Source organism: Kitasatospora sp. NPDC036993 (genome assembly GCF_055607525.1).
Genome location: NZ_JBVJRP010000007.1, coordinates 146,505 through 167,187, shown reverse-complemented (window position 1 = coordinate 167,187; position 20,683 = coordinate 146,505). Strand labels below are relative to the sequence as shown.

The 20,683-nt window shown below is 75.8% G+C and carries 16 protein-coding genes and 2 pseudogenes; 6 read left to right on the top strand and 12 right to left on the bottom strand.

The window, feature by feature from the left end:
- Nucleotides 1-4: 4 nt before the first annotated feature.
- Both ACZ7C5_RS16915 and ACZ7C5_RS16910 read right to left on the bottom strand, forming a co-directional pair.
- The gene (locus ACZ7C5_RS16915; RefSeq protein WP_401083994.1) at nucleotides 5-211 is read right to left on the bottom strand and encodes a hypothetical protein; all 207 of its coding nucleotides are present in this window, start codon (nucleotides 209-211) and stop codon (nucleotides 5-7) included.
- Nucleotides 204-347 carry a hypothetical protein gene (locus ACZ7C5_RS16910; RefSeq protein ID WP_188296285.1) on the bottom strand — a complete coding sequence of 48 codons (144 nt, stop codon included), beginning with the start codon at nucleotides 345-347 and terminating at the stop codon, nucleotides 204-206. Before ACZ7C5_RS16910 ends, ACZ7C5_RS16915 begins: the two co-directional genes overlap by 8 nt.
- Nucleotides 348-710: 363 nt before the next feature.
- On the opposite strand from ACZ7C5_RS16910, the pseudogene ACZ7C5_RS16905 reads away from it, so the two are divergent.
- Nucleotides 711-980, top strand: a pseudogene (locus tag ACZ7C5_RS16905) (site-specific integrase); the annotation flags it as partial.
- A gap of 15 nt (nucleotides 981-995) precedes the next feature.
- On the opposite strand, the gene ACZ7C5_RS16900 reads toward ACZ7C5_RS16905, so the two are convergent.
- The 4 genes and pseudogenes from ACZ7C5_RS16900 to ACZ7C5_RS16885 form a co-directional block, all read right to left on the bottom strand.
- Nucleotides 996-2,033: an MFS transporter gene (locus ACZ7C5_RS16900; RefSeq protein ID WP_470322836.1), complete on the bottom strand. Its 1,038-nt coding sequence runs from the start codon at nucleotides 2,031-2,033 to the stop codon at nucleotides 996-998.
- 178 nt (nucleotides 2,034-2,211) lie between these two features.
- Nucleotides 2,212-2,559: an ArsR/SmtB family transcription factor gene (locus tag ACZ7C5_RS16895; protein ID WP_401083990.1), complete on the bottom strand. Its 348-nt coding sequence runs from the start codon at nucleotides 2,557-2,559 to the stop codon at nucleotides 2,212-2,214.
- Between the two features lie 80 nt (nucleotides 2,560-2,639).
- Nucleotides 2,640-3,671 (bottom strand): annotated as a pseudogene (locus ACZ7C5_RS16890) (Tn3 family transposase); the annotation flags it as partial.
- A 63-nt stretch (nucleotides 3,672-3,734) separates the two neighbouring features.
- Nucleotides 3,735-4,301 carry a TetR/AcrR family transcriptional regulator gene (locus tag ACZ7C5_RS16885; protein ID WP_401083988.1) on the bottom strand — a complete coding sequence of 189 codons (567 nt, stop codon included), beginning with the start codon at nucleotides 4,299-4,301 and terminating at the stop codon, nucleotides 3,735-3,737.
- A 103-nt stretch (nucleotides 4,302-4,404) separates the two neighbouring features.
- On the opposite strand from ACZ7C5_RS16885, the gene ACZ7C5_RS16880 reads away from it, so the two are divergent.
- Both ACZ7C5_RS16880 and ACZ7C5_RS16875 read left to right on the top strand, forming a co-directional pair.
- Nucleotides 4,405-4,887: a nuclear transport factor 2 family protein gene (locus tag ACZ7C5_RS16880; protein ID WP_401083986.1), complete on the top strand. Its 483-nt coding sequence runs from the start codon at nucleotides 4,405-4,407 to the stop codon at nucleotides 4,885-4,887.
- A 131-nt stretch (nucleotides 4,888-5,018) separates the two neighbouring features.
- The gene (locus ACZ7C5_RS16875) at nucleotides 5,019-6,077 is read left to right on the top strand and encodes a trypsin-like serine peptidase (RefSeq protein ID WP_401083984.1); all 1,059 of its coding nucleotides are present in this window, start codon (nucleotides 5,019-5,021) and stop codon (nucleotides 6,075-6,077) included.
- A gap of 100 nt (nucleotides 6,078-6,177) precedes the next feature.
- On the opposite strand, the gene ACZ7C5_RS16870 is transcribed toward ACZ7C5_RS16875, so the two are convergent.
- Both ACZ7C5_RS16870 and ACZ7C5_RS16865 read right to left on the bottom strand, forming a co-directional pair.
- The gene (locus ACZ7C5_RS16870) at nucleotides 6,178-6,399 is read right to left on the bottom strand and encodes a hypothetical protein (RefSeq protein WP_401083982.1); all 222 of its coding nucleotides are present in this window, start codon (nucleotides 6,397-6,399) and stop codon (nucleotides 6,178-6,180) included.
- Between the two features lie 120 nt (nucleotides 6,400-6,519).
- Nucleotides 6,520-7,416: an alkaline phosphatase family protein gene (locus ACZ7C5_RS16865; RefSeq protein ID WP_401083980.1), complete on the bottom strand. Its 897-nt coding sequence runs from the start codon at nucleotides 7,414-7,416 to the stop codon at nucleotides 6,520-6,522.
- Between the two features lie 318 nt (nucleotides 7,417-7,734).
- Between ACZ7C5_RS16865 and ACZ7C5_RS16860 the strand changes: the two genes are divergently transcribed.
- A complete protein-coding gene (locus ACZ7C5_RS16860) occupies nucleotides 7,735-8,997 on the top strand; it encodes a serine hydrolase domain-containing protein (protein ID WP_470322835.1) in 1,263 nt (420 codons plus the stop codon).
- A 117-nt stretch (nucleotides 8,998-9,114) separates the two neighbouring features.
- On the opposite strand, the gene ACZ7C5_RS16855 is transcribed toward ACZ7C5_RS16860, so the two are convergent.
- The gene (locus ACZ7C5_RS16855) at nucleotides 9,115-11,463 is read right to left on the bottom strand and encodes an ATP-binding protein (RefSeq protein ID WP_401083976.1); all 2,349 of its coding nucleotides are present in this window, start codon (nucleotides 11,461-11,463) and stop codon (nucleotides 9,115-9,117) included.
- A gap of 367 nt (nucleotides 11,464-11,830) precedes the next feature.
- The gene (locus tag ACZ7C5_RS16850; RefSeq protein WP_470322834.1) at nucleotides 11,831-14,461 is read right to left on the bottom strand and encodes an AfsR/SARP family transcriptional regulator; all 2,631 of its coding nucleotides are present in this window, start codon (nucleotides 14,459-14,461) and stop codon (nucleotides 11,831-11,833) included.
- A gap of 358 nt (nucleotides 14,462-14,819) precedes the next feature.
- Between ACZ7C5_RS16850 and ACZ7C5_RS16845 the strand changes: the two genes are divergently transcribed.
- Complete coding sequence (locus ACZ7C5_RS16845; RefSeq protein ID WP_401083972.1) at nucleotides 14,820-17,708, top strand: AfsR/SARP family transcriptional regulator; 2,889 nt, start codon at nucleotides 14,820-14,822, stop codon at nucleotides 17,706-17,708.
- 84 nt (nucleotides 17,709-17,792) lie between these two features.
- Here ACZ7C5_RS16845 and ACZ7C5_RS16840 read toward each other — a convergent pair whose 3' ends face one another.
- Nucleotides 17,793-18,431, bottom strand: a complete 639-nt coding sequence (locus ACZ7C5_RS16840) for a sigma-70 family RNA polymerase sigma factor (protein WP_401083970.1) — start codon at nucleotides 18,429-18,431, stop codon at nucleotides 17,793-17,795.
- 283 nt (nucleotides 18,432-18,714) lie between these two features.
- Complete coding sequence (locus ACZ7C5_RS16835) at nucleotides 18,715-19,065, bottom strand: hypothetical protein (RefSeq protein WP_401083968.1); 351 nt, start codon at nucleotides 19,063-19,065, stop codon at nucleotides 18,715-18,717.
- A 300-nt stretch (nucleotides 19,066-19,365) separates the two neighbouring features.
- On the opposite strand from ACZ7C5_RS16835, the gene ACZ7C5_RS16830 reads away from it, so the two are divergent.
- Entirely contained in the window at nucleotides 19,366-20,352 is a 987-nt protein-coding gene (locus ACZ7C5_RS16830; protein ID WP_470322833.1) for a hypothetical protein, read from the top strand.
- Nucleotides 20,353-20,683 lie beyond the last annotated feature (331 nt).

The window sequence follows — 20,683 nt, the reverse complement described above, 5'->3', positions numbered from 1 at the left end:
CCGGTCAGCCCTCCGGCTCCGCGCCCTCCCCGCCTTCGCTCCCGTACCGGCCGGCCGCCACCGGCCCGGGGTGCCCCCGCAGCACCCCGGGCCGGTCCGCGGTCCGGCGCTCCCCGTCCTCGCCCCGCCGCCAGAGCGGCAGCACCGCGACCTGCGGTGCCGCCACCACCGGCGGCACCGCCACCGGGCGCAGCTCGGCGCACTCAGGCATCGCGCCCCGCCGCCTTCCGGTCCACCACCAGCGAGTCCTCCAGCCGCGCCAGCAACTGCCGGAACCGCTCGGCGTCCTGCTCCGTCATCCGTCCCTCGGGCAACGCCCCCGGCCGTTCGGCCGCTCTCTCGTTCACGGGCCCGAGGCTAGACGGTGGCGATCAATGGGCGATAAACGCGCGTTCGGGCGAAAAGCGCTTGCCCGGTGCGGTCCGGCCCGGAACCATCACGCCTCATGACGCCCCATCAGCACCTTCCGGCACCCCGACTCCCCCGCCCGGTGGCCCTGGTGACGGGGGTGGGCCGGACGGCCGGCATCGGCGCCGGGATCGCCGGGCCGCTGCGCGGAGTGGCCCTGTTATCTGTGGCAAGGGGAAGTCGATGCCCGTCCTGCTGCTGCCGACCGGGAAGGCGCTGACCGTCCGGACGGCGGCCGACGCTTTCCTCGACTCGCTTGCCAACCCGAACACCGCCCGGAACTACGGCATCGCCGTCGGGAAGACACTGGCCTGGCCCGGCTGTCCTACGGCCGGGCCCGCGCGCTGCTCGACCAGCACACCGCACACGCCGGGCCGGGCACCGGCTGGGACCTGCACGAGTACCGCCACTCCGGCTTGACCCACCTCGGCGAGGCCGGCGCCTCCGAGCTGATGCTGATGGCCAAGTCCCGGCACAAGAAGCCGGAGAACGTGCGCCGCTACTTCAAGCCGTCCCCCGAGGCGATCTCCGAGCTGACCAGCCTGCCGGCCCCCGGCGACGCACGCCGCTGATCTCTCCCTGGGCCTCTACGGGCAGCGCGACTCGGCCGGCGCGTGCTGCGCCTCAGGAGTCCGTGAGACCGGGGCGGCGGCCGCCGCCGCCCGGACGGGCCGAGGTGTCAGCCGGGCGATGAGCACGGCCAGGACGAGGCCGAGCGCGGCGGCGAGTGCGGTCCATGCCGGCAGTGCGCCGGCGCTGATGCCTGCGGCGAGCAGGGCACTGCCGGCCGCCGATCCTGCGGCGGAGCCGAGGTACATCGCGGCCGTCTGGAGGGCGATGACGGTCATCGCCTGTTCGGTCCGGTCGCGCGTGAGTGCCTGTTGCAGGACGGGCACGCTGATCCAGCCGCTTGCGCCCCACACCGCGGTGGCGATCAGCCACGCCGCGGGGTGATCGACGAGCCAGACGACGAGGAAGGAGGCGAGGAGGAACGCGGGGACGATGGGCATCAGCCGGCGGGGCCCCTGTGTGTCGAGGGGTTTGCCGATCAGGCCGGAGCCGAGTACGCCGCCGATGCCCCAGGCCCAGACGAGCGCGAAGCCCCAGCCGCCCAGGCCGCGTTCGTCGGCCATCGGCAGAAGGTAGGTGTAGAGGCCGAGGCTGGCCAGGCCCAGGACGAAGGACAGCGTGATGCCCAGCGCGATGCGCGGGCTGTGGAGCACGGAACGGGTCCCGGTGCCGCGAGCGGCAGGAAGCTGCGGCAGCGTGCCGGAGCGCAGGGCGAGGGCGACCATGCTCAGGACGCCGATGAGGACGACGAAGCCCATCGTCCCGCGCCATCCCACCTGTTCGCCGATCAGCATGCCCAGCGGCACACCGGCCACGGTCCCGGTGGACAGTCCGAAGGTCACCAGTGCCATCGCGCGCCCGCGTTCGTGGTCGGCCACGAGCGCTCCGGCGGTCGCCGTGGCGACCGCGGTGAGCACGCCGGCACCGGCGCCCGCCACGACGCGGGAGGCCAGGAAGACGCCGAGGGTGGGGGCCAGTGCGGTGGCGAGGTTGCCGAGGTTGAAGGCGCCGAGCGCGACCAGAAGGGCCGTTCTGGTCGACCGGCCGGCCAGCACACGAGAGAGGAAGGGGCCCGCCGAACGGCGTAGGCGGCGGTGAAGGCGGTGACGCCCAGTCCGATCGCGCCGGCTGTGGTGGCCAGGGAGTCGGCCATGTCCGGCAGGACGCCCGCCAGGACGTAGGCGTCGATGCCCAGGGAGACCGCAGCGACGACCAGCGGCCAGATCTTCCCGATCACGCGGCACCCCTCTCGGTTTCGGCCGTGCCCTCGTCCTGGTAACCGGCCAGAACGGTCTTCACCAGGCCGGGGAACCGGGCTTCGAGGTCTTCGGTGCGCAGCCGGATCATGCACTTACGTCCTTCGGCGCGGACGAAGACCACGCCGGATTCACGCAGCAGGCTCGTGTGGTGGGTCAGCGTCGAGCGCGGCAGGTCCGGGCCGAGCTCCAGACTGTCGACCTCTCCGCGCTCGGTGAGGATGCGCAGCATCGTCAGGCGCAGGGGCTCGCTGAGTGCGAACAGCACGCGCGGGAGCGCGATGTCGTCCGCGTCGGGATGGTGGTACGTGCGGGCCGCGGCCATCACACCACTCCAATCGTTCGAGAATTCCCGCACAATATAGTGCGGGAATTCTCGAACGATCAACCCCGGGGCCGGACTGACCCGGCGAGCGTGAGCAGTCCGAAGACGATGTCGGAGTAGCTCGCGGTGTCGGTGACGATCATCTCCGGGCACTTGCCGCCGTCACGGTCGTAGAGGACGTACAGGGAGTCGCGTGGGGTGCCGGCCACGACCTTCCCGCCGAGCCCGGCGGCCTGGTCGTAGATCATGTTCAGCCACGTGGCGCCGCCCCGGCGGCCGAAGTACTTCGGGTTCGGCCGCGCGTACACCGACGGAACCGGGACGACGAACCGCATCCCGTCGACCGACGCGACCAGGCCGCCGCCCCACGCGCGTGCGAGGCCGACGGACGCCTGGTGCTCGATGAGGGTGGCGTTCGCGGCCCGGTAGGTCGCGAGCCGCAGGTAGGTCTGGTCGACGTGGGACAGCCGCCCGTACTTCAGCGCGTCGACCCCGCCGATGACGGGGGTGTAGCCGACGTTGCAGTCGTGCGCGACCAGCAGCGCGGCGATCGTGGCGTGCAAGTCCTTCAACCGTGCCTCGCCGCCGGTGACCGAGGTGAACGCCTGGTCGGCGCCGGTCCAGGAGAACACCTCCAGCAGCACCTCGGGCAGGTCGACGCGGGGCAGCATCGCGTTCACCGCCGCCCGCAGATCGAGCAGGGACGCCGGCTCCGGCTCCAGCGCGGCGAAGTGCAGCCGGCCGTCGTCGTCGAAGGCGATCTGCGCGTTGTCCGGCAGGTGCCCGGCGACCTCCCGGTACGTGCCGTCCAGCAGCGCGGCCCGCGCCGCCAGGTGCTTGCCCGCCTCGCCGGGCAGCCCGAGCGAGGCCAGCACGGTCGGCCGGGCCTGCTCCCACGCCTCGCCGTCCAGCAGCTTCGCCCGCGGGTCGCCCCACTTCGAGGAGTTCCTCGCGAAGACCTGCTCGTTCCGTAGCATCCGGTGCAGCTGCTCCAGGACGCAGAACGCGTACGCCTTCCCGTCCACCGTGCCCGGCTCCAGGTGCGGGGCGGAGAGCACCAGGCGCCGCCACGAGCCGACGAGCAGGCCGGTGTCGATCTCAGCCGGGCCGACTGCTGACGAGCAACGGCGGCCTGGCGTAGCGCTCGTCCGACAGTTCCCGCCGGGTGCGCGGGGCTACCGGGCCGGCGTCGTCGCGTCCAGGAGCAGCCGGGCGGCCTCCCTGGCGTCGGCGGCGGCCGTCGGGTCGCCGTGGACGGCGGCGCTGGTGATCGCGCCCTCGGCCAGCAGGGCCAGGTGGACGGCCGTGGCGGGCGGGGCCCCGGCGGCCTCGGTCAGGCCCGCGAGGTAGCCGCCGAACTGCTCCTTGTGGTGCCGGGCTGCGGCCACCACCGCGGGGCTGGAGGCGCCCAGTTCGCCGAGGGAGTTGACGAACGCGCAGCCCCGGAAGCCGGGCTCGGCGAACCACCGGCCGAGCCAGTCGAAGACCGCGAGCAGCTGCTCCCCGGGGGTGCCGCCGGTGCGGGAGACGTACACCGCGAGGCTCGCCCGCCAGCGGCCGTCGCGGCGCAGCAGGTACGCCTCGACGAGTTCGCCCTTGGACGGGAAGTGCTGGTAGAGGCGGCGCATGGTCAGGCCGGAGGCGGCCCGGACGGCGTCCATGCCGACCGCCTGGATGCCCTGCCCGTAGAACAGCTCCTCGGCCGCGTCGAGGATCCGGGTCCGGGGGTCTTCCTGATCCATCTGCCGTGCCCTTTGCGTGAGAACGATGGTTCTCCTATCGTAGCCAGAGCGGCGAGAACGCTCGTTCTCGCCCGCGGAACACCCATTCCCTAGGGAGTCACCCATGCCCGAGACCGGCACCGAGCAGCGCCCGCCCCTGCCCCCGTTCACCGAGGAGACCGCCCGCCGGAAGGTGCGCGCCGCCGAGGACGCCTGGAACACCCGCGACCCGCGGCGGGTCGCCCTCGCCTACACACCGGACAGCCGCTGGCGCAACCGCTCCGAGTTCCTCACCGGCCGCGCGCGGATCGCCGAGTTCCTCACCCGCAAGTGGCAGCGCGAGCAGGACTACCGCCTGATCAAGGAACTCTGGGCGTACGACGGCGACCGCATCGCGGTCCGCTTCGCCTACGAGTGGCACGACGACGCCGGCCGCTGGTTCCGCTCCTACGGCAACGAGAACTGGGAGTTCGACCGCGACGGCCTGATGGCCCACCGGCACGCCTCCATCAACGACCTGTCGATCACGGCCGCGGAGCGCCTGTTCCACTGGCCGCTCGGCCGCCGTCCCGACGACCACCCCGGCCTCACCGGACTCGGCCTCTGAACCCGGGCCCCGAGGCCCGGCGCAGCACCGACACACGACGGGGACACCTTTACCGGACCCTGATCCAACCGATGGACGGATGAGACCCGGTCCACACAGAAGCCTGACGTGCCACGCCTAGCGTGCCGCACATGCCGAAGACACCTGGAACGTCAGCCACCGACCGGACCCTCCCCCGCGGGCTCGCCGCCGTGGGCGCCCTCCTGCTGAGCGCGGCCACGGCGGCGGTGCTGCTGCCGGACACGGCCCTCGCCGCGGAGAGCGAGTCCGTCACCACGCACTCCGGCGCCACGACCGCCGCGGAGCGCGGCCGGATCGACGCCTACTGGACCCCCGACCGGATGAAGCTGGCGGGCGCCCTGGTCCCCGAGATCACGCCCGTGCCCGAGGACGACAACACGCCCGACGACCCGCGGCCGCTGCCCGCCGACACCCCGGACCCCGGAGCCGTGTGGACCCACGGCGGAGCGGTGAACAGGAGCGTCGGCCGGCTCTTCTTCACCTTCTCCGACGGCTACGACGGCAGTTGCACCGCCACCGTCGTCGTCGCCGCGAACCGCAGCACCGTCGTCACGGCGGCCCACTGCCTGCGCGGCGTCGGAGCCTCCGCCACCGACGACACCTGGAACCACAACCTGTACTTCGTGCCCGGCTACCGCAACGGCACGAAGCCGCTCGGCGGCTTCACCGTCAGGAGCGTGGCCACCTCGTCCCGCTGGGACGCCGGCCCGACCTCGGACGCCGTCGCCGTGGCCGGCTTCGACACCGGGGTCCTCGTCGCGAACCGCTCGGCCGACGGACGACGGGTCGCGGACGTCACCGGAAGCCAGCGGATCGCGTTCACCCGGCCCGCCGCGGGCGAGTTCGTCCACGCCTTCGGGTATCCGAAGGAGCGGCTCAACGACCCGAGCGGCAAGTACACCGGTTCACGCATGATCCACTGCGCCGGTCCGGCCGGGCCCGGCACCACGGCACCGGTCCTGTGGGGCGAGGCCTGCGACATGTCGCACGGGGCGAGCGGCGGCCCCCACCTCACGCACTTCGACACCCGGACCGGCACCGGCACCGTCGTCGGCGTCACCACCACCACCGAGGAACTCGCGGGCGGCCCGGCCGGCACGCTCTACGCCACCCGCCTCGGCGACAGTGCCCGCCGCCTCTACGACTGGGCGCAGAGCCGGCCGGTCTGACCGCCCACGGCGGCCCCGCCCGGCCGAGGTCCGGTGGGCCAGGGCTGACACGGCCAAGGCCCATAAGGCCCGGCCCGGGCGGCCCGGGCCCGGGAGGGCGCTACGCCCCGCCCTCCTGAGCCGGCATCACCTTCCGCAGCAGGTCCGCCAGGGTGCGCCGCTCCCGCTCGGACAGCACCCCGAGCAGCCTGCGCTCCTCCCGGCCGACCACGTCCAGCGCCTCCTGCGGCCTCCGACGCCTGGCGGCGGCCGGGCTGGTGACGCCGGTCTGCGCGGGTACGGCGGTGGTGCCCGGGGTGCGGCGGTACGGCACCCCGGGCACCACCGGGACCGTGCCCGGGCCGGTGACCGCACGGCCACCGGCCCGGACCTGAGGCCGGTCTGAAGCCACCCTGCGGCCGGCCCCGGACCCGGACCGTCGGTCAGGACCCGATCACCGCGCTCAGTTCCAGATGCCGGTGATGTCGCTCGCGGAGGCCGCGTTGCCCGCGTGGCCGGTGGTGCCGGCCAGGTCCTCCAGGGTGCGCAGCACGTTGTAGTGGTTGTAGGTGGTGGCGCTGCTGCTGCCCGGCGTCACGTGCGCGCCGTAGATCACGGTCGGGATGCGGTTGCCGGACAGCTTGTTGTCCTCGTCGAAGGTGACGACCAGCAGGCTGTTGTGGGACTGGGCCCAGGTGGCGTACGCGCCCAGGTTGTTCTTGATCCAGGTGTCGCCGGTGCCGACCGAGCAGTCGTGCATGTCGCTGCAGAGGTTGGGCACCACGAAGGAGACGTTCGGCAGGGTGCTGTAGTCGGCCGGGAACTGGGCGAAGGTCTTCGCCGAGCTGAGCGGGACGTTGCCGAAGCCGAACCAGGGGTTGTGCTTCTGCGCGTAGCTGCCGCTGCTGCACACGGTGCTGCCCTGGCTGGGCAGGGACTCGTTGTAGCTGCCCCAGGTCTTGCCGGCGGCGATGACCTCGGAGGCGAGGTTGGCCGCCTGGAAGCCGCCGACGGTCACGCAGCTGTCGTCGACGGTGCCCTGGGTGGAGCCGGAGAACAGCGCGTAGTAGTTCGGCTCGCTCGGGTGGGTGATGCCGAAGGACTGGGTGAGGTTGGCGCCGCCCGCCTTCAGGGTGTTGTTGATGTACGGGGCACTGCTGCTGCCGATGACCTGGGTGTAGGCGTGGTTCTCCATCACCACGACGACGATGTGGTCGGGCGTGGGCAGCGCGGCGGCCTGGGCGGTGGTGGCGGTGGCCGCCCACAGGCCGGCGGAGGCGGCGACCAGGGCGACGGCGGAGCCGATCGCGGTCGCGGTGCGACGGGAGCGGGGATTCAGGGGCTTCGTGGACGAAGTCATGACAATTCCTCGGGTAGCAGACGGCCCGGCGAGGGGGAGCTCCGTCGTCGGTGAGGGGGGAAGCCGGTGCGGCGAGCGCACCGGAGTGCGCGACAGCGCCCGAACAGCATGGGGCGCGTCGCTTGACGCGGGTAGACGACGGCAGGTGAAGCCTTGGCCCCGGAGCGGGAAACGAACGGTGCGGCCGCCGAACCCGGCATCGACAACGGAGAATGCGGGCGAATCGGTTCACATTGCCATGGACCGCCCATGCCGGTGATAGTGATCTCCGAACGGCGCGGTCGGACACCGCGTCAGCTGACGAGAGAGCCGAGAAACATGGCGAAGACCAGTCTTCTGCGTCCCCTCGCGGTGGCCGCCGCCGGCGCCGTCCTGGTGGCGACCGGTGCCCTGCCCGCCGCGGCCGCCGGCCAGGACGCCGCCGACCCGACCGCCCCCGACCTCGCCGGGGTGCAGGCCGCCCTCCAGGCCACCACCGCGGCCGGCGCCCCGGGCGCGTTCGCGGTGATCCGCGACCACGGCGCCGTCGACCGGACCCGCTCGGTGAACGTCGGCCTGGCCGACCTGGACGGGACCCCGATGAACTCCTCGTGGAAGTTCCGGGTCGGCAGCAACAGCAAGATGTTCACGGCCGTTCTCGTGATGCAGCTGGCGGAGGAGGGCCGGATCGACCTCGACCGCCCGCTGCGCGAGTACCTCCCCGAGGGCACCCTGCCGGAGGCCTGGACCATGACGGGCCGCCAGGTGATGGAGCACCGGGCGGGCGTCTACGACCACACCAACGACCTGCTGGAGCAGGCCGGCGAGGAGACCACCAGCGCGTTCGAGGCGCGCATCCGCACCAACGTGTACGACCCGCGCGCGCTGGTGGCGATGTCGGTGAAGCACGGTGTGCAGTACACCCCCGGCACCCGCTACTCCTACTCCAACACCGACTTCGTCCTGATGGCCCTGGCGGTCGAACACCTCACCGGCCAGCCGTTCGCCGAGGTGCTGAACGAGCGGATCATCCAGCCGCTCGGCCTGCGCAAGACCTCCTTCGTGGTGCCCGAGCAGGGGATGAGCGGCGCCCACGTCACCGGTTACCTGACCAACGACGACCGGACCAAGCCGCTGCTGGACTCCACCGCGCAGACCGGCTCCTGGGTGTGGGCCGCCGGTGCCGTCATCTCCACCGCCGAGGACCTCGACCGCTTCCTCGGCGCCCTGATGGCCGGCGGCAACGGCGGGCTCGTCTCGGACGCCTCGCTCCAGCAGATGACCGCCGCCCTGCCCACCCCCACCGCGAAGATCTCCTACGGCCTGGGCCTGCGCCGCATCTCGCTCTCCTGCGGGGACGTGTACGGGCACGGCGGCATCGTGCAGGGCTTCAACACGCAGTCCTTCACGACCCAGGACGGGCGGCGCAGCGTGGTGGTCTTCGCCAACGCGTCGAACAACGGCTCGGTGACGCAGGGCCTGATGAACACCCTGGAGCCGGCCTTCTGCGGCAAGAAGCCCGCCGCCGCTCCGCGGACGGGCTTCGCCCCGGCCTCGGTGCCGGTCGACTCGCTGCCGGTGGTGGAGGACACCAGGATCTGACCCTCCGTCCGGCCTCGCGCCCGCTCCCGGTCCGACCGGGGGCGGGCGCCTGCCGGTTCCGGGGCACCTGCCGTCCCGGGCGCCTCCCGTTCCGGACACATGCCGTCCGGGCGCCGGTCAGTGCCTGGCGCCCGCCGAGCGCGGCCCCTCCGCGCTCAGGTCGGTGAGCGCCTCGGTGAGCAGCTCGCGGGCCTCCTCGGCGCGGCCCTGCTCGATCAGCGCGGTGCCCAGCTCGGTCAGGGTCTTGGTCATGCTGTCCGGCCGGCCCACCTCCTCGAAGTGCACCAGGGCCTGCCGGTAGGCCCGCTCGGCGGCCGGCCAGCGCTTCAACGCCGCGCGGTCCAGGCCGAGTTCGTGCGCCGTCATGGCCGCCAGCAGGTGGATCAGCGGCGAGGACCAGCGCTCCACCAGCTCCAGCGCCTCGGCCAGCGCCCGTCGGCGCGACTCCACCGCCTCCTCCGCCCGGCCGGACTCCCGCAGGCAGTTGGCGGCGCCGCGCAGGGTGACCAGCCGGCCGATCATCGCCGAACGGTTGTCGACCTCGGCGAAGGCGTCCGCCGCCCGGTGGAAGGAGTCGGTCGCCTCGCGGTACCGCTGGAGGTAGCGCAGGCCCGAAGCGAGGTAGGTGAGCGCCCAGCCCTGCTGTTCCCGGTCGCCCACCGCGCGGGCCAGCTCCAGCCCCTCGGTGGCCAGTTCGACCCCGCGCTGGTAGCGGTGCAGGCAGGTGATGTGGGTCCAGGCCAGGTAGTTGACGTGCACCGCCTCGACCCGCCGGTCCCCGATCATCCGGGCGGCGTCCGCCGAGAGCTGGAACACCTCGGCCCAGATGCCCCAGCTCAGCAGCCGGTCGGAGAACCAGTGCATCGCCTCGGCGGTGTCCACCACCTCGCGGTACCGGCCGGCCCGCTGCGCCTGGTACAGGGCGGCCAGCCACTCCGGGTGCTCGTACTCCAGCCAGGCGGCCGCCTCGGTGAGGTGCGTGGTCGCGGAGCCGCCGGTGCCGGCGCCGGTCCCGTCCGCGGCGTGGTCCGGGTCGAACCGCAGCCCGTACCCCGCCGCCCGGCCGAGGATCCGGCGGCCGGCCCGGGTGCGGGCCTCGGCCAGTTCCTCGGCCGTCTCGTCGGCGGCCAGCCGCTCGCCCGCGTAGAGCCGCACCAGGTCGTGCAGGCGGTAGCGGTCCGGGGTGGCCGGCTGCATCAGCCCGGCGTCGACGAGCTGCTCCAGCACCAGCTCGGTGCGGCCCTCCGGCCGGCCCGCGTAGGCCGCGGCGATCTCCGCGGTGAAGTCCTGCCCAGCGGTCAACGCGCAGCGACGGAGGACGAGTTGGGACTCGGCGGGCAGTCGCCGGTAGGACAGCTCGAAGGCCGGCCGGACGGCCAGGTCGCCGGTCTCCAGCAGGTCCAGCCGGTTCTCCTCGGCGGCGAGCTGGCGCACCAGGTGGGCGACCGGCTGCTGCGGGCGGGCGACCAGCCGCTGCCCGGCGATCCGCAGCGCGAGCGGCAGGTAGCCGCAGAGCCTGGCCAGTTCGGCGGTGGCGTCGGGCGCCGCCCCGATCCGCTCCTGGCCGGCGATCCTGGCCAGCAGGCCGGCCGCCTCGGCCGGGGAGAGCACGTCCAGGCTCAGCCGGTGCACCGACTCCAGGCCGGGCAGCACGTTGCGGCTGGTCACGATGGTCACGGCCGGGCCCGAACCGGGCAGCAGCGGGCGCACCTGGCTCTCGTCGGCGGCGTTGTCCAGCACCAGGACGAGTCGCCGCTCGCGGACCAGCGCCCGGTAGAGGCCGGCCCGCTCCTCCGTCCCCGCGGGCACCGCGGCGTCGGCGACGCCCAGGGCGCGCAGCACCTGGCCGAGCGCGTCCCTGGCGGGCAGCGGCTGCGCGGACATCCCGCCGAGGTCCAGGGAGAGCTGGCCGTCCGGGAAGCCCGGGGCCAGGACGTGGGCGGCGTGCAGGGCGAAGGAGGTCTTGCCGAGGCCGGGCTGACCGCTGACCAGCACCACCCGCGGGTGGGCGGGCCGCTCGTCCTCGGCCAGCCGGGCGAGCAGGGCGAGGGCGTCCTCCCGGGCGGTGAAGTCGGCGATGTCCCGGGGCAGCGCGAGGGCGCTCTGGCCGGCCTCGGCGAGGGCGACGGGCGGGGCGTCGGTGTCGCGCGGGGCGGCCCGGCGCGGCCTGGCCGGGTTCCCGGCGGGCGCCGGGCCCGGGCGCGCCCCGCGCGGGCGTCCGGACTGTGCGGCCCGGTCCAGCGCCTCGGCCTGCGGCCCGTCCAGCCCGAGCGCCTCGGCCAGGGCCCGGACGGTGCGCCGCTGCGGTCCCCGGGTGCGGCCGCGCTCCATGTCCCCGAGGGCGCGCAGGCTGACCCCGGCGCCGGCGGCGAGTTCCTCCTGGGTCATGCCCGCCGCCACCCGGTGCCCTGCCAACAGCAGGCTGAACTCGTTCGCCTCGGTCCCCGTGCCGCCCCCGGCCGTCATGCCCCGCCCCCACTCGTTCGGTCCTGCGCAGTTCCGCACTTCTGCCTGAGCCGCCTCCGGCGGATCGCTCAAGGCAGAAGTATGCCCCGGCGGAGGAGTTCCTCCTAGCCCGCCGCTCTCCAGGGTATCCGCCCAGGTCAGGAGGGTTGTGCGCGGGTGGGACCGGCGGGCCGGGGCGGTTGTGCGGCGGGCGGACCGCCGTTAGTTCCGCCTGTGGTTCCGCTGGTCGTTCAGCGGTTTTCCGCCATCGGTGGCCGGGGAACGGCACCCCGGGGCAGGCTCGGCGCAAGGACCGGGCACGGGTCCGGGCGCAGGGCCGGGCGCAAGGGCCCGGGAGGCCGCGCGGAGGCGCCCCGCCGCCGGGCGCTCACGCCGGCCGCCTCGCCTCCGCGCCCTCGGTCGTGCGGCCGAGGGCGTCCAGCAGGTCGGCGAGCAGGCCGTGGCAGCGGACTTCGAGGGCCGGGTCGCCGACGGTACGGCCGAGGGCGACGGCGAGCCGGGCCGAGGACAGCGCCGCGTCCCGGCGGCCGAGGGCGTGCAGGGCGCGGGCCCGGCTGAGAGTGGCGAGGACGGCCTCGGCGCCGCCGGTCCGCGAGGTGGCGGCGCGCACCGCCTCGTCGGCGTGGCGCAGGGCCGGCCCGGGGTCGCCGGCCAGCACCAGCGCGTCGGCGAGACCGGTGAGCGAGCGGACCAGCAGATGGCCGGTGGCCGGGGTACGGGCGGCGGCCACCAGGTCGCCGAGCATGGGCACCGCCCGCTCGTACCGGCCGGCCCGCAGCAGCGCGGCGGCGACCCGGCTGCGGCAGTGGTGGCGCAGCGCCGGGTCGCCGGCCAGGTCGGCTGCCGCGACGGCGCGCTCCAGCCGGTCGGCGGCGGTGCGGTGGGCCCCGCGGTCGACGTGCAGGACGGCGAGGTCGGTGGCGAGCCGGGCGACCGCCGTCTCGTCCCGGTCCGCGTGCGCGGCGCTCAGCCCGGCCTCGACCACGGCCCGCCAGTGCGTCCGGTCGTGGCCGGTGGTCTCGTACAGCAGGCTCGCCCGGTGGGCGAGTCGCCAGGCAGCGGCGGTCCTTCCCGTCTGCTCGGCGCAGACCACGACGGCGCGCAGGGCGCTCTCCTCGCGGCGGAACCAGGCCCCCGCCCGTACGCCGCCGTCGGCCGCCGTGCCCTCGGCCGTCCAGCCGGCGGTGACGTCGAGGTAGTGGGCGATCAGCCGGTCGAGCGCGAGGAACCGTTCGTCGCAGGTGAGTTCGGCGGCCTGCGCCGCGGCGTGGCGGCGGACCAGCTCGCGCCGCAGGTAGCGGCCGGGGCTGGTCTCCTCCAGCAGGTGGACGGCGTCCAGCCGGGTCAGCAGGGAGCGGGTGGCGGCGGGCCCGAGGTCGGCGAGGGCGGCGGCGGTGTCGGTGTCGATCTCCGCGCCGGGGTGCAGGCCGAGCAGGGTGAACAGCCGGGCGGCGGCGGGCGGCAGCGCGCGGTACGTCCGGTCCAGCTCGGTGGTGAGGCCGAGCGGGCCGCGGCCGGTGCCGGAGCCGGAGAGCGCGGCCAGGCCGGTCTGCTCGTCGGCGAGTTCGGCGGCGAGGTCGGCCGGGGACCAGTCGGGCCTGGCCGCCAGCCGGGCGGCGGCCAGCCGCAGCGCGAGCGGCAGGCGGTCGCAGCGCTCGGCGAGTTCGGCGACCGCCTCCGGTTCGGCGGCCGTGCGGTCGGCGCCGAGGGTGCGGGCGAGCAGGGCGGCGGCCTCGTCGGGGCCGAGCGCGCCCAGCGGCAGCGGGATGCCGCCGGTGCGGACCACCAGGTGGCGCAGCCGGCTGCGACTGGTGACGATCGCGACCGGGGCGGGTTCGCTGTCGGTGGCCGGCGGGTCGGGCAGCAGCGGGAGGAGCTGCTCGTAGGAGGCCGCGTCGTCGAGCACCACCAGCATCCGCCGGCCGGCGACCAGCTCGCGGTAGCGGCGGCCGCGGTCCACGGGGTCGGCGGGCAGGGCGTCCGGGGCGACACCGAGGGCGGTGAGGAACTCCCCGAGGACGTCGGCGGGTTCGCGCGGCCCGTCCGGGTCGAAGCCGCGCAGTTCGGCACCGAGGACGCCGTCCGGGAAGTACGCCTCGCCGCACCGGGCCACCCAGTGCCTGACCAGGCTGGTCTTGCCGGCCCCGGCAGGGCCGGTGACCAGGATCGGCCTGCCGTCCCGTGCGGCGGGCAACGCCTGGTCCAGCCGGACGAGTTCGGCGCTCCGGCCGACGAAGCCGCGGTCCGCGGCGGCGGCCGGGGCACCGGACTGCTCGCCGGCCCGGCGCAGTTCGGGGCCGGGCGGCCCGTTGAGCCCGGCCACCGCGCGCTCGTAGCGCTCCCGCGCCTCGGCGCTCCGTCCGCCCTGCTCCAGACAGCGCACCAGCCGGGCGGCCAGCGCCTGCCGGGCGGGGTGGGCGTCGGCCGCCGCGGCGAGTTCGGCGGCCAGCTCGCCGCCCCGGCCGGCCCGGTGCAGGCCGTCGGCCAGCCGCTCCAGGGTGCGCAGCCGCAGGTCGGTCAGGTACGGGAGCGTCCGCTCGCGCAGCAGGGCGGAGCCGCAGTCGGCGAGCGCCGGGCCGCGCCACAGGTCCAGCGCGTCGCGCAGCAGCGGCAGGGCAGGGTCAGGTGCGCCCGCCCGCTGCGGGGCGGCGGGCTCCGGGAGCAGCACGCCCGCCTGCTCGCAGAGCCGGGCGAAGCGCAGCACGTCGACCCGGTCGGGCTCGCCGGCCAGCAGGTACCCGCACCCCCGGGTGCCGAGCTCCAGCCCGGGGCCGTCCAGCAGTTGGCGCAGCGCCGCGACGTGGCCCTGGAGGGCGGCCCGCGCGGTGGGCGGAGCGCAGCCCTCCCAGACCAGCTCGATCAGCTCCTCGGTGGCCACCGTCCGGTTCAGCTGGACGGCGAGCGCGCTCAGCAGCGCCCGGCGCTTGGGGGCCGAGGGCGTCACCGCCGTCCCGTCCTCCCGTCGCACCACCACCGGTCCGAGCAGCTCGATGCGCACGCGACCGTCCTCCTCCCCCGTCGGCGAATCCCCGGCCGTTCGAGGACGAGGATAGGGCCGACCAGGCCCTTCGTGCCGGATCCGGGCCGTCCCGGGGGCACCGTACCGCGCGGGTGGGACACGAGGTTCCGGTCCGTCCGCCCGCCCGTGCAACCTCGGCCCGCCCCGATGGCGTCCACCCGGGGGCGGGTCCTGTGGATCTCGCGCGGACCGGTGGAGGTCCACGGGACGCACCCTGGGGCGGGCGCGGCGGTCCGATGCCGACCGGACACGTTCTCGCACTACACTGCTCCACCCCGAGGGCCGTTGTGGCCGCTTCGGGTGTGATGCGCGCATTGCGGTGAGGTGGGGGGTACTGGTGCGGATTCGGCTGCTCGGGCCGGTGGAGTTGCGGGCCGGGGCGGACGGCTTCGCGAGCGTGGCGGGCGCGCAGCGGCGGGCGGTGCTGGCGCTGCTCGCGCTGCGGCTGGGGCACCTGGTCTCCATGGACCAGCTGTGCGAGCTGCTGTGGGACGAACAGCTGCCGGCCAGTGCCAGGGCGGCGGTGCAGGGGCACGTCGCCGCGCTGCGGAAGGTGCTCGCCGGCACCCCGTTCGAGCTGCACACCCGGGACGCCGGCTACCTGCTGACCGGGCCGTCCGGCCAGGTGGACGCGCTGCGCTTCGAGGAGCTCACCGGCACGGCCGAGGAGCGGGCCGGCCTCGGCGACCGCACCGCGGCGGTCGCCCAGCTGGAGGAGGCGCTGCGGCTGTGGCGCGGCGAGGCGCTGGCCGACCTGCCCGACACCCCGCTGCGCGCCGCAGCGGTGGACCGGCTGAGGCAGTCCCGCACCGCCGCCCTGCTCTGCTGGGCCGGGCTGCGGCTGGGCCAGGGCGCCGGGGCGTCGGCCGTACCGCTGCTGGAGCAGGGCGTGCGGGTGGACGGACTGCGCGAGGAGCTGGTGGCGATGCTGATCCGCTGCCTGCACCAGGCGGGCCGGCCCGCGGAGGCCCTGAACGCCTACCACCAGGCCCGGGTGCGGCTGGACGAGGAGCTGGGAATCCACCCCGGTCCCGCGCTGCGGGCCGCGCTCGCCGAGGTGCTGACCGACGGCCGTGCGCCGGAGCCGCCCGCCGCCGTACCGGCGCCGGGCCCCGCCCCGCAGCAGCACCGGGTGCCGCGTCAGCTCCCCCGCCGGCATCCGGACTTCGTCGGCCGCGTCACCGACCTGGCCCGCCTGGACCGGGCCTGCGGACCGGGCCGCGCCGGGGACGGCCCGGTGCTGGTGGTCGGCCCGGCCGGGGTCGGCAAGAGTTCGCTGGTCACCGCCTGGGCGCACCGGGTCGCCGACCGCTACCCGGACGGTGTGCTCCACGCCGACCTGCACGGCCTCGCCCCGGACGGCCCGGCGCGGCCCGAGGCCGTCCTGGCCGGTTTCCTGACCGCCCTCGGCGTGCCGCGGGACGGCATCCCTGCCGAGCGCTCCGCCCGGGCCGGGCTCTACCGCGAACGGACCGGCGGCCGCCGGCTCCTGGTGCTGCTGGACGACGCCGCCGACGCCGACCAGATCGCCGATCTGCTGCCCGCGGGGCCCGCCGCCACCGCCGTGGTCACCAGCCGGGGCTCGCTGGAGGGCCTGGTGGCCCTGGCCGGGGCCGCGCTGCTGTGCCTGGCCGCACTGCCCGAGGACGACGCGCTGCACCTGCTGGACCGCGCCCTGCCACCCGAGCGGCTGCGTACCGAACCGGAGGCCACCGCCCGGCTCGCGGCCCTCTGCGACCACCTGCCGCTCGCCCTGCGGATCGCCGCGGCCCGGCTGGCCGACCGCCCGGACCGGACGATCGCCGGGCTGGTCGCCCAACTCGCCGACGAGCGGACCAGGCTGACCGTCCTGGACGCCGACGGCACGCTCTCCGTCGCGGCCCAGCTCGACCTGACGCGACGTCAACTTCCCGACACCGCAGCCGAGCTGCTGACCGCCCTGGCCGCCCACCCGGGCCGCGAGGTGGACGCCCAGGCGAGCGCCGCGCTGCTGGGCAGCGACACCGCCACCGCCCACCGGGCGCTCGGCGAACTGGCCTCCCACCACCTGCTCACCGGCACCGTGCCGGGCCGCCACGCCCGGACCGACCTGGTCCGTCTGTTCGGCGCCGGCCTGCTCGCCGAACGGCCGGAAGCGCACCGGCTGCTGCTCCGCGAGCGCCTGTCCGACCACTACCTCGCGGCCCTGCGGCACTGCGGCCGCTTCCTCGACCCCTGCCAGGAGGACACCGCCGCCGAGGACACCGCTGACGAGGACACCGGCCGGGGGGCCACCCGTCAGGGGGCCGCCGGCGTGCCCGCCCAACCGGCGCAGGGCCTGCCCCCCGCCGTCGACATCCGCACCGCGCTCGACTGGTTCGACGCCGAGGAACCCGCGATCAGCGCCCTGATCGCGGACTCCGTCGACACCGATCCGGAACGCGCCTGGCGGCTCGCACTGACCTGCGGCTCGCTCTACTACGGCGCCAGCCGCTTCACCGACTGGCTCGGCTGCGCCCGGCTGGGGCAGCGGGCGGCCGAACGGTGCGGCGACCCGGCCGTGGTCGCGCTGCTGCTCAACTGCCGGGCACAGGCGCTGGTGGCGCTGGAGCGCCGGAGCGAGTCCGCGGAGGCGGCCAGGAGGGCGGTGGCCGCCGCCGAGTCCGCGGCCGGGCCCCGGGCCGCGTCCGCGCGGGTCCGGGCGCTCGCCACCCTGGCGCTGGTCACCGCGATGCTCGGCCACTCCGCCGAGGCCGAGCGGCTGGCGGCCTCCGCCACCACCCTCGCGCTGGAGTCGGGCAACCGCCGGCGGCTGGTCGACGCCAAGGTCCACCAGGGCTGGGTGAGCCTGGCCGTCGGCGACCGGGAGGGCGCCCAGCAGCTCTCCCGCGAGGCCAGGGAGCTGCTGCCGGCCACGCCGGTCACCCAGGTCCACCTCTGGTCGCTGCTGACCGAGGCGCAGGCCCTCGCGCCGACCGTCCGCGACGACGCGGCCGACCTCGTCTGGCACCGGCTGCTCGCCGCGTGCGAGGAGGCCGGCCTGCTGTACCTGCACGCGCTCGCCGAACAGTCCTACGCCGCCCACCTGCTGGCCCGCGGCCGGGAACCCGAGGTGCGCGGCCGGCTGCGCACGGCGCTGGACCGCTTCCGCGCGCACGACCGGCAGGCGGGCTACCTGAGCGGGTTCACCACCAGCCTGGAGGAGTCGCTCGACCTCCGCTCCGGCCGGAGGCCGACGGCCGGCTGAACCCGGCGGCCGGCCCCCGGACCGCCGGTCGTGCGCTCAGCAGGTCATGCGCCCAGCCGTTCGTGCGCTCAGCAGGTCATGCGCTCAGCGGGCGGCCGAGGCCGCCCCGCGCTCCGCAGGCGCGTACCCGTGCTCGGCCGCCAGCACCGGACGAAGCGCCCGGATCGCGTAGAAGTTGCGGGACTTGACCGTCCCCGGCGGCACCCCCAGCCGGGCCGAGGCCTCCAGCACCGAACGGTCCTTCAGGTGCAGTTCGACCAGCACCTCGCGGTGGTGCTTCTGCACCCGGCGCAGCGCCAGCGCGATGTCCCGGGCCACCACCACCTGCTCGTACGGGTCGTCGGAGACCGGCCGGTCCTCCAGCTGCTCACCGATCACCTCCTTGGCGCGGGCGGCGGCCATCCGGTAGTGGTCGATCGCGATCCGCCGGGCGACCGTGAACAGCCACGGCCGGCTCGCCTCGGGCCCGGCCGCCAGGGCCTCGGGGTGCTGCCAGGCACGCAGCAGGGTCTCCTGGAGGATGTCCTCGGCCTTGCCGCGGTCCCCGCCGGTGGCCCGCAGCAGCGCCCGCAGCAGGTAGCCGCCGTGCAGCCGGTGGATCTCGGCGAGCACATCGGGGTCGAGGGTCGGACGGGCCGGGGCGGTGGTGACCGCCGGCGCGTCCGCGGAGCCCTCGGACGGCTGGGTGACGGACGTGGGCTGGGCGTCGGACGGCTTCGACACGTGCTACCTCTCAGGTCGGGCAGGGGGGCACAGCACGGGCACGGCATGCTGGGCAACCCGCCGGACGTTCCCGGGGGCCGCAACCGCACACTGCCGGAGGCCGCCAAGTCCGCGCCAAGGATCGGCCAACGCCCCCGTCGCGGGCACCCGCCCCGGCGTCAGGTGCCGCCGTTGGCGGTCGCCGGCCACCGTTAGCCGGTCGTTAGCGGCCGTGACCTGCGGCGCCGTGCCCTCGGCCGGACGGCGCCCGGCCCCCCGCCGGGCGCCGTCCGGCCCGCGGGCGTCAGCCCCCGGTGAGCGCCAGGAACAGCTCCTGCACCCCGTCCTCGCCCCGGTGCTCGATCAGCACCGCGACCCAGCTCGCCAGCCGCTCCCGCTCCGCCGCCGACCAGCCCGGCGCCGACGGGTGCTCGTCCACCACCAGCGCCGTCGCCACGGCCAGCAGCTCCGGCTCCGGCCGCGGCCACCACCGGCCGTCCGGCACCGCCCGCAACGCCAGCCGCCGGGCGACGGCGATCACCTCCACGGCCGACCCCTCGGGCACCGCCAGCGCCGCCGGGCCGGCGGCGCTGGGCGTCGCCGTCCGCACCAGGGATGCCACGAACTCGCGCGCCTCACGCCCGTCCGCAGCCATCCCGCATCCCTCCCCCGTCCCGTTCACGGGACTTCACGCTCCTCTCGGCCTCGCCGGCACCCGGCGAACGCCGGGTGCCACCGAACGACGGTACCGATCGGTAGCCGATCGAGCGGGGGGTTTTTTCTACGAGACCCCTCCCGATCCGACGAGGGGTGCCACCTGCGCCCTGCCCCGCTCAACGGCCGTTCCACCACCAGCGGTTCACTGAACCGGAGGGGTTGCTTCACCCGTAGTCCCGGCTGTACGGGCCGGACCGGAGGCACCGGTGCGGCGCACCACGGACCGGGAGGTCATCCGATGGCTTTCTCCGACGGCACACCGGGCGCGGGCACCGCCGCCCCGGCCGCGCCCGACTACTCGCCGGCCGCCTGGCCCGAGCCGGTCACCCTGCGGCCCCGGCACCCGCTCGACCCGCTCGGCACCGTCCTCATCCCGCCCCCCGAACGACAGCTGTTCACCCGGCCCCCGGCCGTCGGACCGCCCTCGGCGGCGCCCTGGCCGGCCTCGCCCCCGGCCGTGCCGCCGGCCGGGGGCGAGGGCGCCCGGACGGCTCCCGGACCGCCTCCCGCCCCCACCGCCCCGCAGCCGGGGGCGGACAGCCCGCGCAGCCGCCGGCTCGCCCTCCCCGGCGGTGGGGAGGCACGGCGGCGGCGCCTGCTCGACCGCGTCCGGGTGCCGCTGCGGGCCTGCCACCGGATCGCCGTCCTGGGCGCCCCCGCCACCGGCGTCGCCGGCGTCCTCGGCGCCCTGCTCGCGGAGCACCGGGCCGACCCGGTGCTCGTCCTCTCCACCACCGGGCCCGCCGGAAGCGAGTGCCGGACCGGCGGCCGGCTCGTGCTGCGGTGCGTACCGCCGGACCCGGCCGCCCTGCGCGAGGCCCTCGGCGCGGCCGGCGGCCACTTCCCGGTGATCCTCGCGGACACCACCGGCGCCGACGCCGGGACGCAGCTCGCCGCCGCCGGGCAGGCCGACCAGCTGGTCCTCTGCGAGCAGGCCTCCGCCACCGGCGCCCGCAACACCGACGCCCTCCTCGACCACCTCACCGCCCTCGGCCACGACGGCCTGGCCCGCGGGGCGACGGCCGTCTTCACCCCCGCCCCGCCCAGCGCCCGCGCGGTCGCCGACCGCGATCTCCTCCCCCACTTCCGCGCCCGCTGCCGCGGCGCCCTCACCCTCCCCGCCCACCCCCACGCCGGCCCCGCCGCCCTCCGCCCCCGGGCCCGCCTCGACTACCTCGAACTCGCCGCGCTCATCGGCGACGCCATGGCCGGACGCCCGCACTGACGGTCGTGCCCGGGCGGGTGCCCGGAGCCGCCCCACCGCCGCGTCGGGACCGAAGGGGTTCACTCCGGCGGACACCCGCGCCACGGCACCACCGTGCGGAACGAGGGCGGCACGACAACGCCCGCACCGGAGGAACCGGCGGGGCGGACGGCGGCAGCGGCCACCGAGGCGGTCCGACACCTCGTCAGCCCTCCTCCGCCCGCCCCGGACGCCGGCCCCGGGCACGGGCCCGCGGAGCCACCGCACCCCCCGCCGCCACGAAGGCGACAACCGCGAACGAGGGCGGCACGACAACGCCCGCACCGCCCACCGGGGTCACACCGGCAGGACG